15 protein-coding genes are annotated in these 21981 nt (G+C 62.8%); 5 read left to right on the plus strand and 10 right to left on the minus strand.

The window, feature by feature from the left end:
• Positions 1–15 precede the first annotated feature (15 nt).
• Genes AC5RVY_RS00085 through glf form a run of 3 tightly spaced genes read right to left on the minus strand, consistent with a single transcriptional unit; the run spans position 16 to position 2797 of the window.
• A complete protein-coding gene (locus AC5RVY_RS00085; protein WP_493952697.1) occupies positions 16–747 on the minus strand; it encodes an ABC transporter ATP-binding protein in 732 nt (243 codons plus the stop codon).
• Complete coding sequence (locus tag AC5RVY_RS00090; protein ID WP_493952698.1) at positions 747–1613, minus strand: ABC transporter permease; 867 nt, start codon at positions 1611–1613, stop codon at positions 747–749. The genes AC5RVY_RS00085 and AC5RVY_RS00090 overlap by 1 nt, the downstream gene beginning before the upstream one ends.
• The gene (gene glf, locus AC5RVY_RS00095; RefSeq protein WP_493952699.1) at positions 1610–2797 is read right to left on the minus strand and encodes a UDP-galactopyranose mutase; all 1188 of its coding nucleotides are present in this window, start codon (positions 2795–2797) and stop codon (positions 1610–1612) included. Before glf ends, AC5RVY_RS00090 begins: the two co-directional genes overlap by 4 nt.
• Before the next feature lie 232 nt (positions 2798–3029).
• Between glf and AC5RVY_RS00100 the strand changes: the two genes are divergently transcribed.
• A complete protein-coding gene (locus AC5RVY_RS00100) occupies positions 3030–7118 on the plus strand; it encodes an FtsK/SpoIIIE domain-containing protein (RefSeq protein ID WP_493952700.1) in 4089 nt (1362 codons plus the stop codon).
• 97 nt (positions 7119–7215) lie between these two features.
• On the opposite strand, the gene AC5RVY_RS00105 is transcribed toward AC5RVY_RS00100, so the two are convergent.
• A complete protein-coding gene (locus tag AC5RVY_RS00105; RefSeq protein ID WP_493952701.1) occupies positions 7216–7698 on the minus strand; it encodes a hypothetical protein in 483 nt (160 codons plus the stop codon).
• A gap of 231 nt (positions 7699–7929) precedes the next feature.
• Here AC5RVY_RS00105 and AC5RVY_RS00110 point away from each other — a divergent pair, with 231 nt between their 5' ends.
• Positions 7930–8178 carry a WhiB family transcriptional regulator gene (locus AC5RVY_RS00110; RefSeq protein WP_015937605.1) on the plus strand — a complete coding sequence of 83 codons (249 nt, stop codon included), beginning with the start codon at positions 7930–7932 and terminating at the stop codon, positions 8176–8178.
• A gap of 90 nt (positions 8179–8268) precedes the next feature.
• Here the strand turns inward: AC5RVY_RS00110 and AC5RVY_RS00115 are convergent, their stop codons facing one another.
• From AC5RVY_RS00115 to AC5RVY_RS00130, 4 genes are read right to left on the minus strand one after another with little or no spacing between them, the layout of a single operon-like run.
• A complete protein-coding gene (locus tag AC5RVY_RS00115; protein ID WP_493952702.1) occupies positions 8269–9735 on the minus strand; it encodes a sensor histidine kinase in 1467 nt (488 codons plus the stop codon).
• Between the two features lie 28 nt (positions 9736–9763).
• Positions 9764–14617 carry an NAD-glutamate dehydrogenase gene (locus AC5RVY_RS00120; RefSeq protein WP_493952703.1) on the minus strand — a complete coding sequence of 1618 codons (4854 nt, stop codon included), beginning with the start codon at positions 14615–14617 and terminating at the stop codon, positions 9764–9766.
• A gap of 56 nt (positions 14618–14673) precedes the next feature.
• Complete coding sequence (locus AC5RVY_RS00125) at positions 14674–15981, minus strand: CpaE/TadZ family protein (RefSeq protein ID WP_493952704.1); 1308 nt, start codon at positions 15979–15981, stop codon at positions 14674–14676.
• Complete coding sequence (locus tag AC5RVY_RS00130) at positions 15978–16622, minus strand: hypothetical protein (RefSeq protein ID WP_493952705.1); 645 nt, start codon at positions 16620–16622, stop codon at positions 15978–15980. The genes AC5RVY_RS00125 and AC5RVY_RS00130 overlap by 4 nt, the downstream gene beginning before the upstream one ends.
• Positions 16623–16777: 155 nt before the next feature.
• On the opposite strand from AC5RVY_RS00130, the gene AC5RVY_RS00135 reads away from it, so the two are divergent.
• Positions 16778–16993, plus strand: coding sequence for a helix-turn-helix domain-containing protein (locus tag AC5RVY_RS00135; protein WP_045729765.1), 216 nt, complete (start codon positions 16778–16780; stop codon positions 16991–16993).
• Positions 16994–17031: 38 nt separating this feature from the next.
• Here the strand turns inward: AC5RVY_RS00135 and AC5RVY_RS00140 are convergent, their stop codons facing one another.
• On the minus strand, positions 17032–17598 hold the full coding sequence (locus tag AC5RVY_RS00140; RefSeq protein ID WP_493952706.1) for a hypothetical protein: 567 nt from the start codon (positions 17596–17598) through the stop codon (positions 17032–17034).
• 142 nt (positions 17599–17740) lie between these two features.
• On the opposite strand from AC5RVY_RS00140, the gene AC5RVY_RS00145 reads away from it, so the two are divergent.
• Both AC5RVY_RS00145 and AC5RVY_RS00150 read left to right on the plus strand, forming a co-directional pair.
• Positions 17741–18571 (plus strand): LysM peptidoglycan-binding domain-containing protein, encoded by an 831-nt coding sequence (locus AC5RVY_RS00145; RefSeq protein WP_493952707.1) that lies wholly within the window; start codon positions 17741–17743, stop codon positions 18569–18571.
• A 46-nt stretch (positions 18572–18617) separates the two neighbouring features.
• Positions 18618–19109: an Rv3235 family protein gene (locus AC5RVY_RS00150; RefSeq protein WP_493952708.1), complete on the plus strand. Its 492-nt coding sequence runs from the start codon at positions 18618–18620 to the stop codon at positions 19107–19109.
• Positions 19110–19225: 116 nt separating this feature from the next.
• Here AC5RVY_RS00150 and secA read toward each other — a convergent pair whose 3' ends face one another.
• Positions 19226–21964 (minus strand): preprotein translocase subunit SecA, encoded by a 2739-nt coding sequence (secA, locus tag AC5RVY_RS00155; protein WP_493952709.1) that lies wholly within the window; start codon positions 21962–21964, stop codon positions 19226–19228.
• Between the last annotated feature and the right edge of the window lie 17 nt (positions 21965–21981).

Genomic DNA, 21981 nt, shown 5'->3' on the forward strand with positions numbered 1-21981 from the left:
TCGTTACAGCTACCACTAGTTCTCCCGCAACAGCCGGACGGCTTCAGCGATCGGACCATCTGCGACCTTCTGGCCATGGCGCAAGACCACGCCCCGGTCACACACTCTGCTGACCATATCCAGGTCATGGCTGACAACCACAAGCGTCGTACCGGACGAGCGCAGTTCCTGCACACGGGCGAGGCACTTCTTCTGGAAAGGTTCGTCGCCAACCGAGAGAATCTCATCGATGAGAAAAACATCCGGCCTTGTATGGACGGCCACGGAAAATGCCAGCCGCAGGAACATCCCGGAGGAATAGAATTTGACTTCGGTATCGATGAATTTGCCGATCTCGGAGAATTCAACTATCTCGTCAAATCGATCGGTCGTTTCTTGTTCCGTCATACCGAGGATCACACCGTTGAGGTACACGTTTTCGCGCCCCGTGAGGTCGGGGTGGAATCCGGCACCCACTTCGATGAGTCCCGCAACTTTGCCTCGGGTCCTTACCCGCCCGGTGTCCGAACCCATCACACCCGATATCAGCTTCAGCAAAGTGGATTTCCCAGAGCCGTTGTAACCGAGCAATGCAACCGATTCTCCAGCATTCACTGTGAGGTCGACGCCATCCAGTGCCATGAACGTAGAGGACAAATCCCCTCTACGCCCTTTGAAGAGCCATACGACCGTTTCCTTTAAGGAACGGGTATGACGAAGGTTGAATCGCTTGGAGACGTTCTCGACGACGATTGCTTCATTTCCCACTACAGCTCCTGCGCAAATCTGCCCTCAAGGCGACGAAATACAGTTTGGCCCAAAATCAAGAAAAACACTGAAATAACCAATCCGACGGGGAGCCACAAGGAAATGAGGTGCTCGGGAAGCGGAGCGCTTTCAGGGGCTTTCTGCACGGCAGCGGTGGGGAACCAAAAAGCGGCGTGGAATAATTCGACTGCAATAGTCATGGGATTCAGCTGATAGAAAAAGTAAAACGTCTCGCCCAAGCTGTCCCTTACTAAATACCAGGCATAAAGAACTGGGGACAACCATGTCGCCATCATCAACATGAGGTCGACAATGTTCTCCGAGTCACGAAACATCACGTTTGCAGCAGCAAACAGAAGGCCCAGCCCAAGACCGAGAGCTGTCACGATTACAAATGCTCCGACCGCGCCCAGCAGCTGAACTAACGACGGAGCCCAACCGAAGAACAGGCAGGCCACCAAGAGAATCAACAGCTGAGGAAGGAAGTGCACTACCGCCACCCACACGGACGCTACTGGGAAGAGTTCCCGGGGCAGGAAGATCTTCTTGACCAAAGCACCGTTGGCAACTATCGACCGCGTGGCTTGCCCAAAGGCTTCAGAAAAAAAGTTCACGAGGATTATTCCCGAAAACATGTAAATCACGAAATTAGGCTGTTTATTCAGTCCCAAGAAGACCCCGAGGGCAAAGTAGAAAACCACAAACTGAACAGCAGGTTTGACGTAGCTCCACAGCAGCCCAAGTACAGAGCTCCGATAACGAACCTTTAGCTCTTTACGGACAATCAGCTGTAAAAGTTCGCGATGCCGCAGAACATCAATGAGTCCGCCACCCTTGTCAGGCGGCGTTAAGGTTGCGGCGCTCATGCGTCCACGCCTCCACTTTCCAGCTTTACGCCGCTTTGATAGTGTGGCCGGATCTTGTTGTCGAACATGCTCAGCGCGGCCCCGATGGCCATGTGCATGTCCAGGTATTTGTAGGTGCCCAGGCGCCCGCCGAACAGGACGTCTTTTTCAGCGGCGGCGAGGTCGCGGTACTTGAGCAGGCGTTCCCGGTCTGCTGAAGTGTTGACCGGGTAGTAGGGCTCGTCGCCCTTCTCGGCGAACCGGGAGAACTCGCGCATGATGACCGTCTTCTCGGTCTGGTAGTCACGCTCGGGGTGAAAGTGCCGTGGCTCGATCACGCGGGTGTAGGGGATGTCGGCGTCGTTGTAGTTCACCACAGACGTGCCCTGGAAGTCACCGACCTCCAGAACCTCTTCTTCGAAGTCAATGGTGCGCCAGGACAAGTCACCTTCGGCATACTCGAAGTAGCGGTCGACGGGCCCCGTGTAGACGACGGGTATATTCCCGACAACTTTGTTTTTGCTGTATTCATGCGACTCGTCGAAGAAGTCCGTGTTCAGCCGCACCTCGATGTTGGGATGCTCAGCCATCTTTTCAATCCAAGCCGTGTAGCCGTTGGTGGGGAGGCCCTCGTACTTGTCATTGAAGTACCGGTTGTCGTAGTTGTAGCGCACGGGCAACCGCGAGATGATGCCGGCTGGCAGGTCCTTGGGATCCGTCTGCCACTGCTTGCCGGTGTAGTGCTTAATGAAGGCCTCGTACAGGGGGCGGCCGATCAGCTGAATGCCCTTGTCGTTAAGGTTTTGGGGATCGGTTCCTGCGAGCTCGCCGGCCTGCTCCTGGATGAGGTCCCTCGCCTGCCCTGGCGTGAGATTGGCCCGGAAGAACTGGTTGATGGTCGCCAGGTTGATCGGCAGGGAGTAGACCTCGCCCTTGTGCACCCCGTAGACCTTGTGCACATAGTTGGTGAAGGTGGTGAACCTGTTGACGTACTCCCACACCCGTTCATTGGATGTGTGGAAAAGGTGGGCGCCGTACCGGTGGATCTCAATACCGGTCTGCTCTTCCTTTTCGCTGTAGGCATTGCCGCCGATGTGGTGGCGGCGGTCGAGGACAACCACCTTCAAGCCGAGCTCAGTAGCGGCCTGTTCTGCGATTGTCAGGCCAAAAAAGCCGGACCCTACGATGACAAGGTCAGCGGTCACAAAATCTCCTGGTTTGAATGCGGGCAGCGCAATGGTGCGCATTGTCTGCTGCTCTAGCCTACCCGAGGCACCACCGCCCACGTCGAATCACGAGCACTGGCACGGTGGATCCACACGAACATCAGCGATCCGAATCAAGCCCCGACGGAGATTGTCCACATACAGAAATTCGTCCGAGCCCCGCCCGCTCCTGCTGGCTACCGTGGGGTCAAAGGCGTAAGGATCTGTACCGATGAAATTGCATTGCACTCTCGTCCGCAGCCCAGGGGCCGGGCAGCAGGACGCACCTCTGGAACTCACTATCCTGGCTCCCGAAGGCACCGCTGGCGCCGACATTCAAACGCAACTGATTCGCCGCTTCGGCACCGGACCCGTCTCAATCGGCGGCAAAGATCTGCGTTCCCTCACTGTGGGGACTGTGCCCCTGGTTAACGGGGCCGTCCTCGTGGATGGGGACCCGCATCAGCGAGCGCGAAAACTACGACGGCGGGCGCCCACTGACGATGCCCGCCTTGCCCTTGCTGTCCACAGTGGCGTCGGCGCCGGCACGCTGGTGCCTCTGCGCCGAGGTTCATACACCCTGGGCAGGAGCGGGACCCGAATTGCGATCCCCGATCCGGAGCTCTCCAGGGAACACGCACGCATTGAGGTCACTGAAACAGACATCATGATCATCGATCTGGACAGCGCGAACGGCATCCACGTCGACGGCCAGAGGGTCCGAAACGCCGTCATCTCAACGGACTCCGTCATCCGCTGCGGGAACACAACAATGTCGTTGGTTCTGATGGACCCACCGCCAGGAGCTCTTGCCGGTGCCGGTACCTCAACGCAACTGCCCCTAACCGTCGCTGGTCGCGCGGAGCCAGGAAACCGGGCCATGCTGTTCCTGACGGCGGCTCTTCCACTGTTGATCGGTGTGGGGCTTGCCGTGCTCACGGGCATGTGGATGTTCCTCGCCTTTTCGGCGGTCTCGGCGGTATCCGTCCTGGTACCCCTCGCCACGGGCCGCCGCCAACGCCGCTACCTTGCCAGAGCTGTTGCGGCCGCCGTGGATGAAGACAGGGAACGACGACGGCGGGCCGGACCGTCGTTGGCGCGCCTGGTGCTGGCCGCCCGACAAGGCAGCCAACAGCAGACCGGCCCGCCATATCATGCTCCCGATAGTGCCCCTGACGGGAGCGGAGTTTGGCTGCGGCTGGGCCAGGCCCCACAATCGGCGAACGTGAAGATTGAGCCGGCCAACGCGTCCGTCAGCATTCCGTCCGCGGGCACAGTCCCCGTGGCTTTGGATCCAGGAATCCCCAAGACCAATTTCCGCGGACCGCAGGGCGTGACTGACGGCTTGGTCCGTTCCCTCGTGATGCAGCTGGCGGGCTACCCCAGGGCCCGCGATACCCGCATGCTCATCGTGGGTGAGGCGGAGCGCCTTCCCCTGGGCGCACGGTACCTCCCGGGCACCACTCTCACGGCATCCCGCAACGAAGCGCACCGGCTCCTGCGGGAGGGCTTCGGAGACAGCCGTCACCACGGCGTCCTCCTGCTCCTGGGCACATCATCAAGTGAGGACGACGACGTCACGGCGGCAATGGCCGAAGGGCTCGGTTGGCAGGTCCTTCAGTTCGCGTCGGCTGGCAGCGGAAGTGACGGCCACTGCGAAGTGCGGCTCTCCGAACGGACGTCCAGGTTTCGGTGCCCCACAGGGGATATTGTCTTCGTGCCGGACCTGGCCCCGGAATCGGTCTTCACTAATTTCTGCCGAAGCCTTGCCCAACAACCGGAGTTGCTTGGCAACGTACTCGCGAATGTCCCCGGTTCCTGCTCACTCCAGGACGTACTGCCGCTCTCCCCGGACAGTGTTGCTGCGCGATGGCAGGCGAGCGCCCGCAGCCATGGCCTAACCGTTCCCTTGGGAATCAGCGCTACCGGGACCCGCAGCCTAGACCTTCAGGCAGACGGCCCCCATCTGCTCGTGGCGGGCACCACGGGCTCAGGCAAGTCCGAATTGCTCCGCACCCTCACCCTCGCTTTGGCCCTCACCCATCCGCCGAACCGGGTGAACTTCCTTTTTGTGGATTTCAAGGGCGGCTCCGGGCTCGGACCGTTGACGGAACTGGTCCATTGCGTCGGGTTGCTCACGGACCTGTCCACCTACCAGCTCGAACGCACCCTGGCCTCACTCAGGGCCGAGATCAGGCTGCGCGAGGAAGCCTTGGCAGCCGCACGGGTACCGGATCTCGACGCCTACAACACCGTTGAGGCGTGCCGCAGCCTTCCACTCCCCCATCTCGTCATCGTCATCGATGAATTCAGGATGCTCGTTGATGATGCACCGGAGGCACTTCGGGAATTGATGCGGATTGCAGCGATCGGCCGCTCGCTGGGGATCCACCTCGTTATGGCGACTCAACGGCCCCAAGGAGCCGTCACCGCGGACATCAGAGCCAATGTCACGTCCAGCATTGCCCTCAGGGTCCAATCCGACATGGAGTCCTGCGACATCATCAACACCAGGGATGCAGCCGGAATAGGCGTCGGCACTCCTGGCAGGGCCTTCCTGGCCCGTGGAACGGAAGCTCCGCAGGAATTTCAGACAGCATCAATAGGTACGGCTCCGGCCGGCTCGGGTCACGCGCAGACCATCAGGGTGCAACTCGCCATTGACTGCCTGTCCCGTGTTGGCAACGACGCCGGAGATGGAGAGAGCGGGGACCAGCAACCGGCCGGACAGCAAACACCGACCGAGGCTGCCCACCCTCTGGTGTCGATGGTGCAGGATCTGTGGCACGGGCAGAATGGGCGGGCACCGCGCTTGCCAGTGGCCGCTCCCCTGCCAACGAAGCTTGGGGGCACGGTCAAAAAGACCCCGCAAATGTCGCCGGGCAGCAGCAGCGAATGGCCCATCGAACTGGGCCTGATGGACCTGCCGGAACAGCAAAAAGTGGTGCCCCTGGCGTGGAGGCCAGCCAAGCACAGCCACCTGGCCCTGGTGGGAGGTCCAGTTTCCGGTGCAGTGGAGGCCCTTGAATTCGCAGTCGGCGAGATGCTCCTCAATCCTGTGGAAACGCACGGCTACCTGCTGGACGCAGGCGGCACTTTAGGTGGCTTTTCCGGCTCCGGACTCATCGGCGCGCATGTCGGCCCCCATGAGCTGAGGCGTGCCGTACGCGTGCTGGAGCGACTGAAACAGGAGATGGCTTGCAGGCTGAGTCAGGGCGGAATGGCGGGCGAAGTGCCTCTGCTACTGGCCATCTCCGGCTGGGGATCCTGGATCTCCGCGTTCCGGGCAGGCCCCTTGGCTTGGGCTGAAGACGTCATCCAGGACCTTGTCCGCGACGGGAGCCGCGCAGGCATCGTGGTGTTGATCGCGGGTGACCGTGAACTCGTCAGTTCGCGGGCGTTTGCTGCACTTCCCAACCGGCTCTATTTCCCCGCCGGATCCAATCCTGACAGCCGAATAGCGTGGCCCCCCATGCCGGAAACAGCTGACGGTAAGGGCCGCGCCGTAGCGTTCGGTCCCGTATCCAACGGCGGACCGGCAGTTTGCCAGGTCCGCAGCCCGGAACCGCAAACTTCAGCGGACTCAAGCCAGCCTTCCCGGAACGCCCCGAAACAACAGCCCTTCAGGGTTGAGCCGCTCCCCTTGCTGATACCAGCCAACGGGATCAGTTCGGCCACAGCCCAAAGCGCCGCAGCTGACTCCCTCAACACTCCCCGTTCACGCAGAACCTCAGCAGACTCCAGCCGGTCCGGCAGCAGGGAGCACCATTTGCTGGTTGGGATAGGCGGTGACGAGCTCGGGCCGGCGCTTATCAAGGTACGGGACGGTGGCGTGCTAACAGTCCTGGGCGGACCTGGCTCCGGGAAAACCAACTTCCTGCGGGCACTGCCCCTGATGAATCCGGCAGCAGGGCCATGGCTCCGATCCGACGACGACAGAGACCCCGGTGGCTTCTGGCAGCAGACTCTGGCCAAGGCAGCAGCGGGCCGTATTCAACGCGGGGCGATGGCACTCGTGGACGATGCCGACCTCATCTCCCCCGAGGCCCTGCAGCACCTGTCGGAATTGAACGCGATGGGCTACGGCGTGATCCTCACAGCCAGCTACAACCCCTTGCTCGTGCAGCGCGTGCCCTTGGTCGTGAAGTCCCGCGCGTCCGGCACAGGAGTGCTGTTGGCCCCCCGTTCATTGTCGGATGCCGACTTGTTCGGAGTCAGGTGCGATATCGAGGCCCACCCGCCGCCCGGCAGGGGCGTGCTGATCTCCCAGTGCGTGGCAGGGACGGTCCAAGTCGGCTGGGCTGAAATTAACCAGCAATAGAAGAAACCCACGACAGGCCGGAACCACACCGAACGCAGGCGCCCGGAACCCGACAGTGCCTGGACCCCGCACCCGTAAAGGCGCGGCGACCAGCCGGTCAGAGAGCCGGTGTCGCACTCCCCGTGCGCGAGGCGAACCTGATGACCTTGTTCTGGAACAACAGCACAATCGCCGTGGCTGCCGGTACCAGCATCGCAAGCCCAGGCAGCGGAAGGCCGGCGCCCAGTGTAGGAAAGCCGATGGTGAGGACGAACAGTTGCGCCACCAACGCAGCCGCCCTGGTCCAGCGGTAACCCCGGTAGAGAAACAGCGAAACGGCGTACAACCAGGCCGAGAATGCCAGCAGCAGTCCAAGCGTGAAGAGGGCGCCCCAGAACGAAAGGACCGGGCTTCCGGAAACAAGCTGGTAGCCGTACCAGGCGGCAGCAGCCAACAGGGCACTTGCCTCCGCTGAAACGATCACGGCCACCACAAGTACAGCGGGCGGTCGGGCCGGTCGGGCCCCGTCCGAAGACCCATCGGGCCCGGACCCTGCTGGGGGCGTCTGCGGGTCTGTCGGGTTCTCCGGAGCTCTTGACACACTGGCACCCTACCGGACATAGTCGGACAGTGGTGAGGCCCAGTACCGCCACTGTGATGTATCGCTCAGCGTTCCGGGGATTTCAAGCCTTATTACCCCTTGTTTACACAGCGTTAACATGACAGGCTTGACTCAGATGACCAACGGGGCCCTGCCGGGCCCCTTTCCTTTGTAGCTACTAGTGAATAATTTCACAAAGGGCACTTCCCAGAAATGGAGCAACTGATCAGCATGGATTGGCGTAACCGCGCAGCGTGCCTCGAAAAGGACCCGGAACTGTTTTTCCCCGTGGGAAACACAGGCCCGGCGCTCCTGCAGATCGAGGAAGCCAAAAGCGTCTGCCGCCGGTGTCCGGTAGTGGACACGTGCCTGCAGTGGGCTCTCGAGTCGGGCCAGGACGCCGGCGTATGGGGCGGCATGAGCGAAGACGAGCGCCGCGCCCTGAAGCGCCGCGCAGCCCGTGCCCGGCGGGCCTCCTGACGTTCAAAACCCGAACGGCTGGCTGACGAACCAAGAAAGGCCCTGGCCGCAACCCACACAGGTTGCCGCCAGGGCCTTTTCTTGTTCCTGCTACTTGCTTGGAAGGATAAGCCGGATCTGGACGGCGGTGCCACCGCCCTCACGCGGGAGCCACTGAATGCTCCCCCCAAGCTCACTGGTCACCAGCGTGCGGACAATCTGCAGGCCAAGGCCCTCGACGTGGGGGGTGTCAGGCAGGCCCACACCGTCGTCGGCAATGGTTACCGTGAGCTCCTCGCCGTCGTCCCCTTCGGAGCGGTCCGCCAGGAGCCAGACTGTTCCCGCCCGCCCCTCAAGGCCGTGCTCCACGGCGTTGGTGACGAGTTCGTTGATCACCAGAGCCAGCGGAGTGGCGAAATCACTTGGCAGCTCACCAAACATGCCCGAACGTTCCGTCCGGACCTGCTGCGACGGGGAGGCTACTTCCGCCGAAAGCCGGAACTGCCGGCCGATAAGCTCGTCAAAATCAACACTCTGCGTCAGGCCCTGAGAGAGGGTTTCATGAACCAGCGCGATGGTTGCCACCCGGCGCATCGCCTGCTCCAGCCCCTGCTTCGCCTCGTCGCTCACCATCCGCCGGGACTGCATGCGCAACAGTGCGGCAACCGTCTGCAGGTTGTTCTTGACGCGGTGGTGGATCTCACGGATGGTCGCATCCTTGGTCACGAGTTCCATCTCGCGGCGGCGGAGTTCCGATACGTCGCGACACAGGACCAGGGCGCCGAAGCGCTGCTGCTCATCGCGCAGCGGAATGGCCCGCAGTGACAGGCTCACACCGCGGGACTCGATCTCACTGCGCCACGGCATCCGGCCGGTCACCACCAGGGGAAGCGTTTCGTCCACCATCCGCCGGTCCTTCAGCAGGCTTGCCGTAACTTCGGCCAGCGAGCGGCCCTCCAGCGATTCCCCGTCACCGAGGCGGCGGAAAGCGGACACGCCGTTGGGGCTCGCGTACTGCACGATGCCCTCGGCATCCAACCGAATCAGGCCATCCCCTACACGCGGTGCGCCGCGGCGGGAACCCGTGGGTGAGGCGAAGTCCGGCCACAACCCCAGCGTGCCCATTCGCAGCAAATCGTAGGCGCACTGCCGATACGTCAGCTCCAGCCTGGAGGGCATGCGGGAACTCGAAAGGTCCATGTGGGTGGTGACAACGGCGAGCGTGCGGCCATTGCGGACCATGGGAACGGCCTCCACCCGAAGGGCCATGTCGCTGCTCCAGTTGGTTTCGCTGGACCGCTCGATGGAACGGCTGTTCCAGGCCTTGTCCACCAGCGGCTGGAGATCTGAGCGAATCGGGTCCCCTACGAAGTCGCCATGGAACACCGTATGGGTGGTGGATGGCCGGACGTGCGCCAGTGCCACATATCCGTGGTCCGGGTGGGGGAACCAGAGTGCCAGGTCGGCGAATGCCAGGTCCGCAACCATCTGCCAGTCCCCCACCAGGAGGTGCAGCCATTCGGCATCGCCCGGCCCGAAATCAGCGTGTTCCCTGATGGGGTCCGTAAAGATTGCCACTGCACCTCCATTTGCGACGCCGCACCTGCTAGCGTCGGACGATTGACCTCAAGAGCCTCAATGCTACCGACAGTGACGCCATATCGTCGGCCTCGAGCGCGTTGACCTCATCGAACATGCTCTTCGCCCGGCCCAACTGCTCCGCGTTCTGCGCTTCCCAATCCTTGAGCCGCGCCTCCGGTGAGTCGGCAGCAGCGGTGGCGTCCAGCACCGCCGTCGTCATATCCGACACCGTGGAGTACAGGTCATCACGCAAGGCTGCCCGGGCCAGCGCCTGCCACCGGTCCTGCCGCGGCAGGCTGCTGATCCGTTCCAGGAGGGAATCCGCGTGGAAGCGGTTGAACACGGTGTAGTACACAGCAGCGATCTCCTCCACCGGATCCTTGCGGCCCCGGGCGATCTTCGCAATGTCCAGCAGGACAAAGCTCTCAAAGAGCTCCGCCCACCGCAGCGCCAGCCGCTCAGGAAGCTCCCACTCGCGAGCCTTTTCCAGCCAGCCGGCAACCCTGTCCCGGTCGTCGCCGCGCAGGTAGTCCAGCAGGCGGGCCCGCATCGGGTCCACGAGGGGCTTGAATTCTTCCACGACCTCGGCGATGGGCCGGCTGACGCTGCCTTGGCCCAACAACCACCGGACAGCCCGGTCAAGCAGCCGCCGGATATCCAGGTGGACGGTGCTCCAGTGTTCAGTGGGGAACGACGCCGGCAGGCTGTTCAGCTCCTCGACCATCGCATCGAGCTCGTAAACCTCGCGGAGGGCGACGAAGGCCTTGGCTACGGCAACTTCGGAAGCTGAAGTCTCCTCCATGGTCCGGAACGCGAAGGTGATGCCCCCGAGGTTGATCATGTCGTTGGCCACCACGGTGGCGATGATTTCGCGCCGCAGGGGATGGGTGTCCAGCTCCGCATCGAAGCGTTCCCGCAGCTGCTGCGGGAAGTAGGCGCGCAGCGTCTTCCTGAACCACGGGTCATCAGCCAGGTCGCTGTCCCGCAGAGCCGTCGCCAATTCGATCTTGGCGTAGGCGGCCAGCACTGACAGCTCCGGCGAGGTCAGCCCCTGGCCCTGCTGCAGCCGCTCCTGCAGCTCGGCCGTGGTAGGCAGCGCCTCCAGTTCCCGGTTCAGGTCGGCCTTCTTCTCCAGCCAGTCCATCAGCCGCTCGTAGCTCGGGCTCCACTCGGCCACGCGGGTACGGTCGTTCAGCAGCAGGATGTTCTGGTCGATGTTGTCCTCAAGGACCAGGCGGCCCACCTCATCGGTCATCGAGGCGAGGAAACCGGGGCGCTCTTCCGCGGACAGCTTCCCGGCAGCCACCATACGGTCCACGAAGATCTTGATGTTCACCTCGTGGTCCGAGCAGTCAACGCCGGCAGAGTTATCGATCGCATCAGTATTAAGGATGACGCCCTGGAGTGCTGCCTCAATACGGCCGCGCTGCGTCATGCCGAGGTTACCGCCTTCGCCCACCACCTTGACGCGCAGGTCCTTGCCGTCAACGCGGATCGCATCGTTGGCCTTGTCCCCCACTGACGCGTTGGACTCGGTGCTCGCCTTGACGTAGGTTCCGATGCCGCCGTTGTAGAGCAGGTCGGCCGGGGCCAGCAGAATGGCGCGCAGGAGTTCGGGCGGACTGAGTTCGGTGGTGTCCGAGGGAAGTCCGAGGGCCGCCCGCACCTGAACGGACACTGGAATCGACTTCGCCTGCCGCGGGAACACACCACCGCCCTCGCTGATGAGGGACTTGTTGTAGTCGTCCCACGAAGACCGCGGCAGTTCGAACAGCCGCTGCCGCTCCACGAACGTGGTCTCCCCGTCCGGATTGGGGTCGAGGAAGATGTGGCGGTGGTCAAACGCCGCGATCAGCCGGATGTGGCGCGAAAGGAGCATGCCGTTGCCGAACACGTCGCCGGACATGTCCCCCACGCCCACCACGCTGAACGGCTGGGTCTGGGTGTCGAGGTCGAGCTCGCTGAAGTGGCGCTTCACTGATTCCCACGCACCCCGGGCCGTGATACCCATGGCCTTGTGGTCGTAGCCCACCGAGCCGCCGGACGCGAAGGCATCCCCCAGCCAGAACCCGTATTCCGCGGCCAGCCCGTTCGCGATGTCGGAGAAGGTTGCGGTGCCCTTGTCGGCCGCCACCACGAGGTAGGAATCGTCGCCGTCGTGCCGTACGACGTCCGACGGCGGCACGAGCCGCTCGCCGTCGCCCTCCGTCAGGAGGTTGTCCGTGAGGTCAAGCAGTCCGCGGATAAAGGTCTTGTAGCTTTCGATGCCTTCAGCCATCCAGGCGGACCGGTCCAGGGTGGGGTCCGGGAGCTGCTTGGCGAAGAAACCGCCCTTGGCGCCGGTGGGGACAATGACGGCGTTCTTTACCGTCTGCGCCTTCACCAGGCCCAGGACTTCGGTGCGGAAATCCTCACGCCGGTCGGACCAGCGCAGGCCGCCGCGGGCCACCTTGCCGAACCGAAGGTGGACGCCCTCGACGCGGGGCGCGTAGACCCAGATCTCGAACATGGGGCGCGGGAAGGGCAGTCCCCTAATCTTCGCCGGATCCAGCTTGAAGCTCAGGTGCGGCTTGTACTGGTAGAAGTTGGTCCGGAGCGTGGATTCGATCAGGTTGAGGAAGGTCCGCAGCACCCGGTCGGCATCCAGGGTGGCCACTTTTTCAATGGCCTCTGCCAGTTCTTCACGCACGGAAGCCTGGGCTTCAACCCGCTGGCCTTCGCTTAGTGAAGGATCGAAGCGGGCGGCGAAAAGCGCGCTGAGGCCCCTGGTGACATCCGGGTTCGCGAGCAGGGTGTCCGCCATAAAACCGAAGGAGTTGGTGTTGCCCATCTGGCGCATGTACCGGGCGTAGGCACGCAGCACAGTGATTTGGCGCCACTGGAGCCCCTCCCGGAGGACCAGCCTGTCAAAGGCGTCGGATTCTGCAGCCCCGGTTACTGCGGCACCAAAGGATTCAGCCAGCAGTTCGTTCGTGGCCATCGGATCGACACCCGCCGGGTACTTCAAGCCAAGGTCGTACAGGAAAAAGTCCCGGCGATCAGCAGTCTCGATCTCGAAGGGGCGCTCGTCGAGCACCTCCAGGCCAAGGTTGTGGAAGAAGGGAAGGATCTGGCTCAGGCTCTTCGGCTCCAGCATGTAGAGCTTGACGCGGGCGTCCTCCTCCAGCGTTGCCCCCGCCCCTTCCGGGAGGTAGACGTGGACGCCGGGGCGTTCCTGCTTTGCACCCGCGGTCCGCTCTGCGGCCGCCCCGTATTTTTCGAAGCGGGCTATGTCCTCAAGGGCGTCCTCGACTTCGTAATCCACCCGGTAGCTTGCGGGGAAGGCTTCGGACCAGATGGCTGCCAATTCCTTGGCCTCGCTAACGTCCCGGCCTTCGCGCAGGACCTCGGCGATGCCTTCGCTCCAGGAGCGGGCGGCCAGCACCAGCCGCTTCTCCAGTTCCTCACTGTTGACATGGCTGACGTCGGCACCCTTGGGCAGCCGGATCCGGAAGAAGAGCCTGGCGAGGGCGGACTCCGTCATCCGCGCTTCATAGTCGATGGACACGGCTTGGAAGGTTTCGCGCAGTTCCTGCTCAATGCGGAGCCGGACATTGGTGGTGTAACGGTCCCGGGGAAGGTAGACAACCGCGGACATAAAGCGGCCGTAGATGTCAGGGCGCAGGAAAAGCCGGGTGCGCCGGCGTTCCTGCAGCTTCTGGATACCCATGGCGGTGGCGGCGAGGTCCGGGACCTCGATCTGGAAGAGTTCATCCCTGGGGTAGGTCTCCAGGATGCCCAGGAGGTCCTTACCCGAATGCGAGTCCGGCGGGAACCCTGCGCCGTTCAGGACGGCGTCGACTTTTTCCCGGACGATAGGGATCTCGCGAACCGAACCGGTGTACGCACTGGTGGCGAAGAGGCCGATAAAGCGCTGCTCCCCGTTGACGTTGCCCGCGGCGTCGAAACTCTTGATCCCGATGTAGTCGAGGTACGCAGACCGGTGGACGGTGGAGCGGGAGTTGGCCTTCGTGATAACCAGTGCCCGCTTTTCGCGTGCTTTCTTCCGGCCGGTGTCCGTAAGGTGCTGGATGTGGGGCGAGTCCGCAGCCGCCCGCAGCAGTCCCAGGCCGCTGTCTTCGCGAAGTTCCAGGACGTCTTCACCGCCCACGTTGACCAGGTCGTATTCGCGGTAGCCAAGGAAAGTAAAGTTGCCGTTGTCAAGCCAGTGCAAGAGGTCCTGGGCCTGCCGCAGCTCAGCAATCTGCGCCGGGTTGGCCACCTTGTCCAGGTTCTCCGCGATCTCCAGCGCCTTTTGGCGCATCCTGGGCCAGTCTTCGACGGCGGCCCTCACATCATTAAGAACCCTCCGCAGCCCTTCCAGGAGCGAAGCTTTGGCTTCGTCCGAGACGCGGTTGATCTCGACAGCGATCCACGACTCCATGTACGAGGCGTTGTCACCCTGGGCAATGAGGTGGGACAGGCTGGGCATGGCAGCGGTGTCGCCGCTGGAGATGCCAATATGGGAAGGCACCTTGTTGACCTTCACCAGGGCGCCGGTGTCTTTGTTGCGTGCGGCAACGAACAGCGGGTGGACCACCAGCCTGATGGCCGCGTGCTGGCGGACCAATTCTGCGTTGACGGAATCCACGAGGAAGGGCATGTCGTCGGTGACCACGAAGACCACACTGCTGTCTTCCTCATCAATGATGGAGATGTTCGCCTGGCCGGGTTTCCTGACAGAAGCGACGCTGCGGTGCCCTTCCGCCCTGGCGGCCAGCAGGTCCTCGGGGTAAGTCCGGGCGTCCTCTTCGGCCAGGTGCTCATAGTAGTCCCCGAGAAAACCTTCACGGCCTTCCATGGATAGGGGCTGATCCTCCACGCTGGATCCAGACGACATCTACAAACGCCTCCATCAGAAGTTCTGGCTGCATCGTCGCAGCTCTTACGGCGAGCCTAGTCTTTTAGTTTCCGCCTTGCTGTGGAAGAAAATACAAAGGTTTTCGATTTTTGCTGGGCGGGTGCACAAACGAGTCGGGCGATCGCGCGACGGAGGGGTGAATCTGGTGTCGACTCCAGCAGCAGCGAGCCTCCAAGCAGCGCGGCGTCTGCCGCCGCTGGGTCGTGGGGCAGGAAGGCTTTGAGGTCCGAGGCCAGACCATAACGGGCCCAGGCGTCCTGCAGTTGGCGCTCCGGCCCCCTGCCTACGGATGAGGAGCGGACCTTGTTCATAACGACGATGGGTGCGGCCTGCGGCACCACCGCCTCAAGCTCGGTGAGACCGCGGACGAGCCGTGGCACTCCGACAGGATCTGCGGCTCCGACCGCGTAGACCGTGTCCGCGAGCTCAAGGGACCGCAAGGTGGCGGCATTGCGCCGCGGTGCCATGGTGTCAAAACTGAGTTCCTCATCAGCTTCGAGGCAGAAACCGGTGTCCACCACAACCACCTCGGCAATCTGCCGGGCGCGCTCGAGCACCAGGGCAAGGGCCGGCGCCCGGAGTTCGGTCCAGCGATCGGCGCGGGTGATCCCCGTGAGCACACGGAAAGAGCCCAGTTTTGTTGCTACGGGAATGGCCACCTTCTTCAAGGCCTCGGTATTCAGCAGGCCCTGGTCGGCGAGCCTGCACGCCTGGGCGAGACCGGCGGATTCATCCATAAGACCGAGCACTGCGGCTATGCTCGCCCCATAGCTGTCGGCGTCCACGAGAAGGACGGACTTTCCTTCGGCGGCAAGTTCGCCGGCAATATTGGCTGCCAGGGTTGTCCGGCCCGGTGATCCTGCCGGACCCCAGACCGCAATGATTTGCCCGGGCCCGGTCTCCTCGGGACCCGCCCCGGCGTCCACTGCAACGGGGATAAGGGCAGCGCCCGGATCGGCAGGGGCGCTGCGGTGCGCTCCGCGGGGTCCGCTTCCGGTGAGCAGGGCCACCGCCTCGGCGATCCTGTCCGATAACACGGCCGATTCCACCCCAGTCAGGGCGCAGGCCACTCCTATGGCCCGCAGCCTGGCCGCTTCATCAGCCGAGTCGGTCAGGGCGATCACGGCTACACCCACGGCACCAAGCCGGTCCACGAGCGAGGCCGTGAGGTCCTCCGAGCCATCAGCCACCACCGCAGCCCGCGCCAATCCGCTCTGGCAGGCCGCTAACAGTTCCGCGAGTTCAGTGCATCTCCGTACTACTGTTACCGGTCCGTGCAGGCGTTCCAGCCCGCCGACCAGGTCCTCGCGGCTCTGCCCGACGGTGACGACGGGAATGCTCATCGAAGGCCGCCCCCTGGATTCCAGACCACGGAGATTTTCGCTTCATTGGCCTGCGCACCCAGGAGAGCAGGCATCTGGGCGTCTTCGACGAGCACCATCAGGACGGTGGTGCGGGACGAGCCGAGTGCAGTGGTACCTTCGGCGACCTCCGCGATCTCTGCGCCAGGAAGCAGGAGTTTGGGTTCACTGAACCCATTTCGCGCATCGGGCTGGGCCACCCAGACGTCCACCCGGGCACCCGGGACCGCCTGGGACGGCAGGGTCTCTTCGATGGCCAGGGCAACGGGCTTGCGGTCGAGTTGATCCACTGTCCCCAGGCTTGCCCGCGGAACGAGCTGGTCTTTGGCGATCCTTTGCACCGCAACAACACCTTCGGGCAGCCCCGCTTCAGCGGTAATGTACTGCGATTCCGTCTCGCCGAGCCTGACTTTGGCCCGGATGACGTTCTCGGAAGTGAGCTTTTCGCCCACTGCAATACCGTCCCTGGCCGCATAGACCTCGGTAGTCCGGTCCGCGCTGCCCACCAGGAAAACGACTCCCGCCACGGATGCCAACACCAGTAGGACACCTACCAGCAGGCGGGGATCCTTCCAGGAAGGCCGTTGCAGCCGGGCCGCCGTGGCAGATGACTCAGGAACCATTACCTTTTCCCCCCAATGTGCACGCGGATTGCACGGTGTGCTCCGACTTCCCCCATTGTTGCGGCAGCGGCCAGGGAACAAAAGTCCTAAGTTCAAACATGGTCAAATTGTGGATAACACCGGCAAGACGCACCTACTGGTGGCAAAATGGGTGCATGCCCAGGTTTCTTACGCTCGCAGATGTCGCGGAACAGCTCCAGATCAATTCTCCGGCTGCCTATGCCCTGGTCCGTAGCGGTGAACTCAAGGCTATTCAGGTCGGTGGCCGCGGCCAGTGGCGGGTGGAGGAAAAAATGCTTGAGCAGTACATTGAGGAACGCTACGCCGAGGCGAGCCGCATGATCCAGGAGTCCAAGTCAAAGTCCGTCTGACTCCAGGTCCACGGGAACGTGCAGCCGTTGGCTCAAGCTCACTCGGCCGTCCGGCGTGACCTGATAGCCGCCAAGGCAGTAAAGGGAATAGTCGCTACCTGGCTTAACTGACCGCTGCGCCGTACCTCGCCGGGAGTAAGCACGGCAAGGTCCAGGTAATCCTTTCCCACGCGGTCTATAACGCCAGCCATCCGCACAGACCCCGCAGCATTACCGACGAGGACTGAGAGCTCCGCCCGGTCCCTCGCCAGTCCGCGCAAGGAATGGGCAAGCCCCAACCGCCTGCGGACGGACGATGTTTCCGCGGCAGAAAGCCTGCCCAATCCCACGTACCGTCCAGCGGCAGCATAGGGAATAAGTACCTGCTGCTGTTCTTCATGCAGGACCAGGGCGTCCCCGCCGACGTGCATCAGCGTGCCCGAAAATGACTCGCCTACCGAAAGATGTACGGTGAGCCGGCACCCCAACACTCCGCGCAGCCGGTCCACGAGCTCGAGGGCCACCATCTCTGTCCTGGCCCGCTCATTGATTTCCGCGTCAAGGGCCAGCCGGTCAGCCTCCGTGAATTGGCTTTCCAGGTCATTAAAGAGTGCATCCCACCGCATTCGGCCAGCGTAGGGTGCCCGTCGCCGCCCGGTCAACAGCACAAACTTTCTCTCTCCATCGTCTGGACAAACGTCGAGAGAAAGGAGCAAACTGAAGCGAGCTATATCAAACAGCATCAAACTGCGCCAAAAGGGGATACGCATGAGCGGGCAGAGTGGACCCAAACCATGGACGGATGCCATCTGTGCCGCGGCAATACTGCTGCTTGGCGTGCTTCTCTGGCTCGTCGGAACCGGTCTGCTGGAGCAATGGCAGCACTCCTCGGTACGTCACCAGGGGCTCCGTGCAGAGGACCTCCTGGGGGCAGGCGCAGCGATCAGTGGAGCGGTCCTGGTGGGCTGGTGGTCTCTGTCCCTGCTTCTGGCCGGAGCCACCACCATCCTGTACCGGTTGGGAAAAGAACGCGCCGCAGCAGTAACGCTCAGGTTGTCGCCGGCCTTCATGCGCCGGCTTGTGCTGGCCGCCGTGTCGGTCCAGCTTGCGGCCGGGCCGGCCGCGCAGGCGGATGCGACAATTCCCGGACCGGAGTGGGCGCCCACACAAGAGCAATTTATCTCCGCGCCCTCATATCCCGGAAGCGGCTCTCCCTCGTCAGCCCCGGCAGATTCCGAAAGCTACGCCGGCCGCACCGTGACCCATCCGCCGCTTGAAGAAGCTGTGAAGGACAACGCCCATCCTCCCTCCGCCATCGCGCCGGGCTGGCAACCTGTTGCCCCCGTCGCTGGTCCAGGGCTGCTCACGGCACCCGCGATACGCACCGCCAAGGACGCGGGAACCGAAGCCGCAACCGTGACGGTCCTTGCCGGAGACACGCTGTGGGACATCGCAGCAGCCGCATTGGGGCCAGGAGCAAATGACGCGGAGATCGCCATGCAGTGGCCCCGGTGGTACGAGGCCAACCGGGCCATCATCGGCCAGAGCCCGGATGTGCTGCTTCCGGGACAGATTCTTCAGCCGCCGTCCGCGGCATAACCATCCACACGGCCCCACATCCCGGCCGCTACCTAAGGGGAAATCAATGACTGCAGTGACACCGATCCGGGCCGGGCAACGATCCGGCAACGCAGGGAGCCCGCCGCCCCGCAATGGCCTGCCCGCTTCCGCCAGGACCGGAACGCCACCTCCACCTGGAATCCCTGCCGGCTTGCGGCCGGTTGATGAGCTGTCCGAGGTGCGGGCAATCACCCGCGGCACTGTTCAGGCCGCAATGGAAGTGCTCGCCGGTATCCGCCCCGTCCACCAGTTGGCCCGCCGGCTCGATCCGCAATGCCTTTCGGCTCTGCAGCACCGTGCCTGCCTGATACGGCGCGAAGTTGCCCGGACGAACAATCCCGCATTGGCACGGCTGCACAGGAATTCCATTGTCCGCTCGGTTCGTGTATGTGAGGTGGCTGCCGGAATCTATGAGGCCAGTGCCGTGGTGGTGGACGATGTCCGTGCCCGGGCGGTGGCGGTCCGGCTGGAACGTAGCAAGCAGGTATGGCGGGTCACCCAGCTTGTTATTGGCTGAGGGACAGGCATCCCGGGAGCCATGGAAGGAACCGGTAAAACTGGAGCAGGGCCGGGACATGTATTCCCGGCCCTGCTCCCTGTTCTTACCTGTTCTCCCGCGGGCCGATCCCGCGGTCAGCGCTTCTTTTTCTTTGCCGGACGCTTGGCGGCGTCCTGGGCTGCCGCCTTGGCCGGGTTCCCCGACCGTCCCGAAGAACGGGTTTCCACCCGGGTCTGCGTACCGCCGTCCTCGCGGGGGGCCGTGTACTGCAGCTGGGCAGGCTGCGCCGGCGCTTCCAGGCCGGCGGCGCGAACCTGGGGCTCGACGTGCTCAGTGTGCCCGCCCTGGTCGTCGGCAACCACCACGTCCTGGGCAGGGGTGACTTCCACCTCAAGGTTGAAGAGGAACCCTACGCTTTCCTCGCGGATGGCCTCCATCATGGTCTGGAACATCGCGAAGCCCTCACGCTGGTACTCAACGAGCGGATCGCGCTGGGCCATGGCACGCAGGCCGATGCCTTCCTTGAGGTAGTCCATCTCGAAGAGGTGTTCCTGCCATTTGCGCCCAATCACGGACAGGACAACCCGCCGTTCCAGCTCCCGCATGCTCTCGGAGCCGATTGCCTCTTCCCTGGCCTGATAGACCAGGCGGGCATCGGACAGCAGCTCTTCCTTCAACATTTCGACGGTGAGCCTGGACTTTCCGCCGGCTTCGTCAATGATCTCCTCCGGGGTGACACTGACCGGGTACAGGGTCTTGAGGTTGGTCCAGAGCTGGTGGAAGTCCCAGTCATCCCCGTTGCCCTCCGCGGTCGCAGCGTCGATGAGCGCTGTGATGGTGTCCTCCACAAAAAACTGTACTTTTTCGTGCAGGTCGTCGCCCTCAAGGATCCGGCGGCGGTCACCGTAAATGGCCTCTCGCTGGCGGTTGAGGACGTCGTCGTACTTCAGGACGTTCTTCCGCTGCTCGGCGTTGCGGCCCTCCACCTGGCCCTGCGCGGAGGCGATCGCGCGGGAGACAAGCTTTGATTCCAGGGCGACATCGTCCGGCACCGAGCTGTTCATCAGGCGTTCGGCTGCACCCGAGTTGAAGAGGCGCATGAGGTCGTCGGTGAGCGAGAGGTAGAACCGGGATTCGCCCGGGTCACCCTGGCGACCGGAACGGCCACGGAGCTGGTTGTCGATGCGCCGTGATTCGTGCCGTTCGGTACCCAGCACGTACAGGCCGCCCAGGTTCAGTACTTCCTCATGTTCGTCCTTGACGGCCTGTTTTGCGGCTTCGAGGGCTTGTGGCCAGGCGGACTCGTACTCCTCCGAGTTCCGTTCCGGATCCAGGCCGCGCTTCGCCAACTCGGCCACGGCAGTGAATTCGGCGTTGCCGCCGAGCATGATGTCGGTTCCGCGGCCGGCCATATTGGTGGCGACGGTGACGGCGCCCTTGCGGCCCGCCTGGGCCACGATGGCCGCTTCCCGTGCATGGTTCTTCGCGTTCAAGACCTCGTGGCGGACACCTTCCTTGGCCAGGAGCCGGGACAGGTATTCGCTCTTCTCCACGCTGGTGGTACCCACCAGCACCGGCTGCCCTTTTTCGTGACGCTCGGCAATGTCCTTGACGACGGCGTCGAACTTCACGGTCTCGTTCTTGAAAACAAGGTCCGACTGGTCCACACGCTGCATATCCCGGTTGGTGGGAATGGGCACCACACCGAGCTTGTACGTGCTCATGAATTCCGCTGCCTCGGTCTCGGCAGTACCGGTCATGCCGGAAAGCTTGTGGTACATGCGGAAGTAGTTCTGCAGCGTGACCGTGGCCAGTGTCTGGTTCTCGGCCTTGATCTCAACGCCTTCTTTGGCCTCGATCGCCTGGTGCATGCCCTCGTTGTAGCGGCGGCCAGCCAGGATGCGGCCGGTATGTTCGTCGACGATGAGCACCTCGCCGTCCAGGATGACGTAGTCCTTGTCCCGCTTAAAGAGCTCCTTGGCCTTGATGGCGTTGTTGAGGAACCCGATCAGGGGCGTGTTGGCGGATTCGTACAGGTTCTGGATCCCGAGGTAGTCCTCAACCTTTTCGATGCCGCTTTCCAGGACCCCGACGGTGCGCTTCTTCTCGTCAACCTCGTAATCCTTCTCTGGCTGGAGCCGAAGGACCACCTTGGCGAATTCGCTGTACCAGCGGTTAGTGTCCCCCTGGGCCGGACCGGAAATAATCAGCGGTGTACGGGCCTCATCAATGAGGATGGAGTCCACTTCGTCCACAATGGCGAAGTTGTGCCCGCGCTGGACGAGTTCGGCTTTGTCCCAGGCCATGTTGTCGCGGAGGTAGTCGAAACCGAATTCGTTGTTGGTTCCGTAGGTGATGTCCGCGGCGTACTGCTGTCGCCGGACGGTGGGATCCTGGTTCGAAAGGATGCAGCCACTGGTGAGGCCAAGAAAACGGTATACACGGCCCATCAGGTCGGACTGGTACTCGGCCAGGTAGTCGTTCACCGTGACGACGTGAACACCCTTGCCGGTCAGGGCATTGAGGTAGGCGGGAGCAGTTGCCACCAGGGTCTTGCCTTCACCGGTCTTCATTTCCGCGATGTTGCCCAGATGCAACGCAGCGCCGCCCATCAACTGGACGTCGAAGTGGCGCATCCCCAAGGTGCGTGAGGATGCTTCCCGGACCGCGGCAAAGGCCTCCGGAAGCAGGTCGTCAAGCTTCTCGCCGTCCTGGTGGCGTTCGCGCAGCCTGTCCGTTTCCTCGCGCAGTTCGGCATCCGTGAAAGTCTTGAACGAATCTTCCAGGGCATTGATGGAGTCGGCATAATTCCGCAGTTGCCGGAGGGTTTTTTTGTCACCCGTGCGGAGAAGTTTTTCGATAAGTGTTGCCACGTGAAGATGCTCCCAGT

The sequence above is a fragment of the Arthrobacter sp. Ha26 genome (assembly GCF_059091705.1).

Excerpts from the sequence above, each read along its gene's own strand:
- AC5RVY_RS00130 (WP_493952705.1), bottom strand. The coding sequence starts at position 16,622 with ATGGTTCCTGAGTCATCTGCCACGGCGGCCCGGCTGCAACGGCCTTCC.
- AC5RVY_RS00140 (WP_493952706.1), bottom strand. The coding sequence starts at position 17,598 with ATGCGGTGGGATGCACTCTTTAATGACCTGGAAAGCCAATTCACGGAG.
- AC5RVY_RS00100 (WP_493952700.1), top strand. The coding sequence starts at position 3,030 with ATGAAATTGCATTGCACTCTCGTCCGCAGCCCAGGGGCCGGGCAGCAG.
- AC5RVY_RS00120 (WP_493952703.1), bottom strand. The coding sequence starts at position 14,617 with ATGTCGTCTGGATCCAGCGTGGAGGATCAGCCCCTATCCATGGAAGGC.
- AC5RVY_RS00145 (WP_493952707.1), top strand. The coding sequence starts at position 17,741 with ATGAGCGGGCAGAGTGGACCCAAACCATGGACGGATGCCATCTGTGCC.
- AC5RVY_RS00150 (WP_493952708.1), top strand. The coding sequence starts at position 18,618 with ATGACTGCAGTGACACCGATCCGGGCCGGGCAACGATCCGGCAACGCA.
- AC5RVY_RS00125 (WP_493952704.1), bottom strand. The coding sequence starts at position 15,981 with ATGAGCATTCCCGTCGTCACCGTCGGGCAGAGCCGCGAGGACCTGGTC.
- AC5RVY_RS00135 (WP_045729765.1), top strand. The coding sequence starts at position 16,778 with ATGCCCAGGTTTCTTACGCTCGCAGATGTCGCGGAACAGCTCCAGATC.
- AC5RVY_RS00110 (WP_015937605.1), top strand. The coding sequence starts at position 7,930 with ATGGATTGGCGTAACCGCGCAGCGTGCCTCGAAAAGGACCCGGAACTG.
- AC5RVY_RS00090 (WP_493952698.1), bottom strand. The coding sequence starts at position 1,613 with ATGAGCGCCGCAACCTTAACGCCGCCTGACAAGGGTGGCGGACTCATT.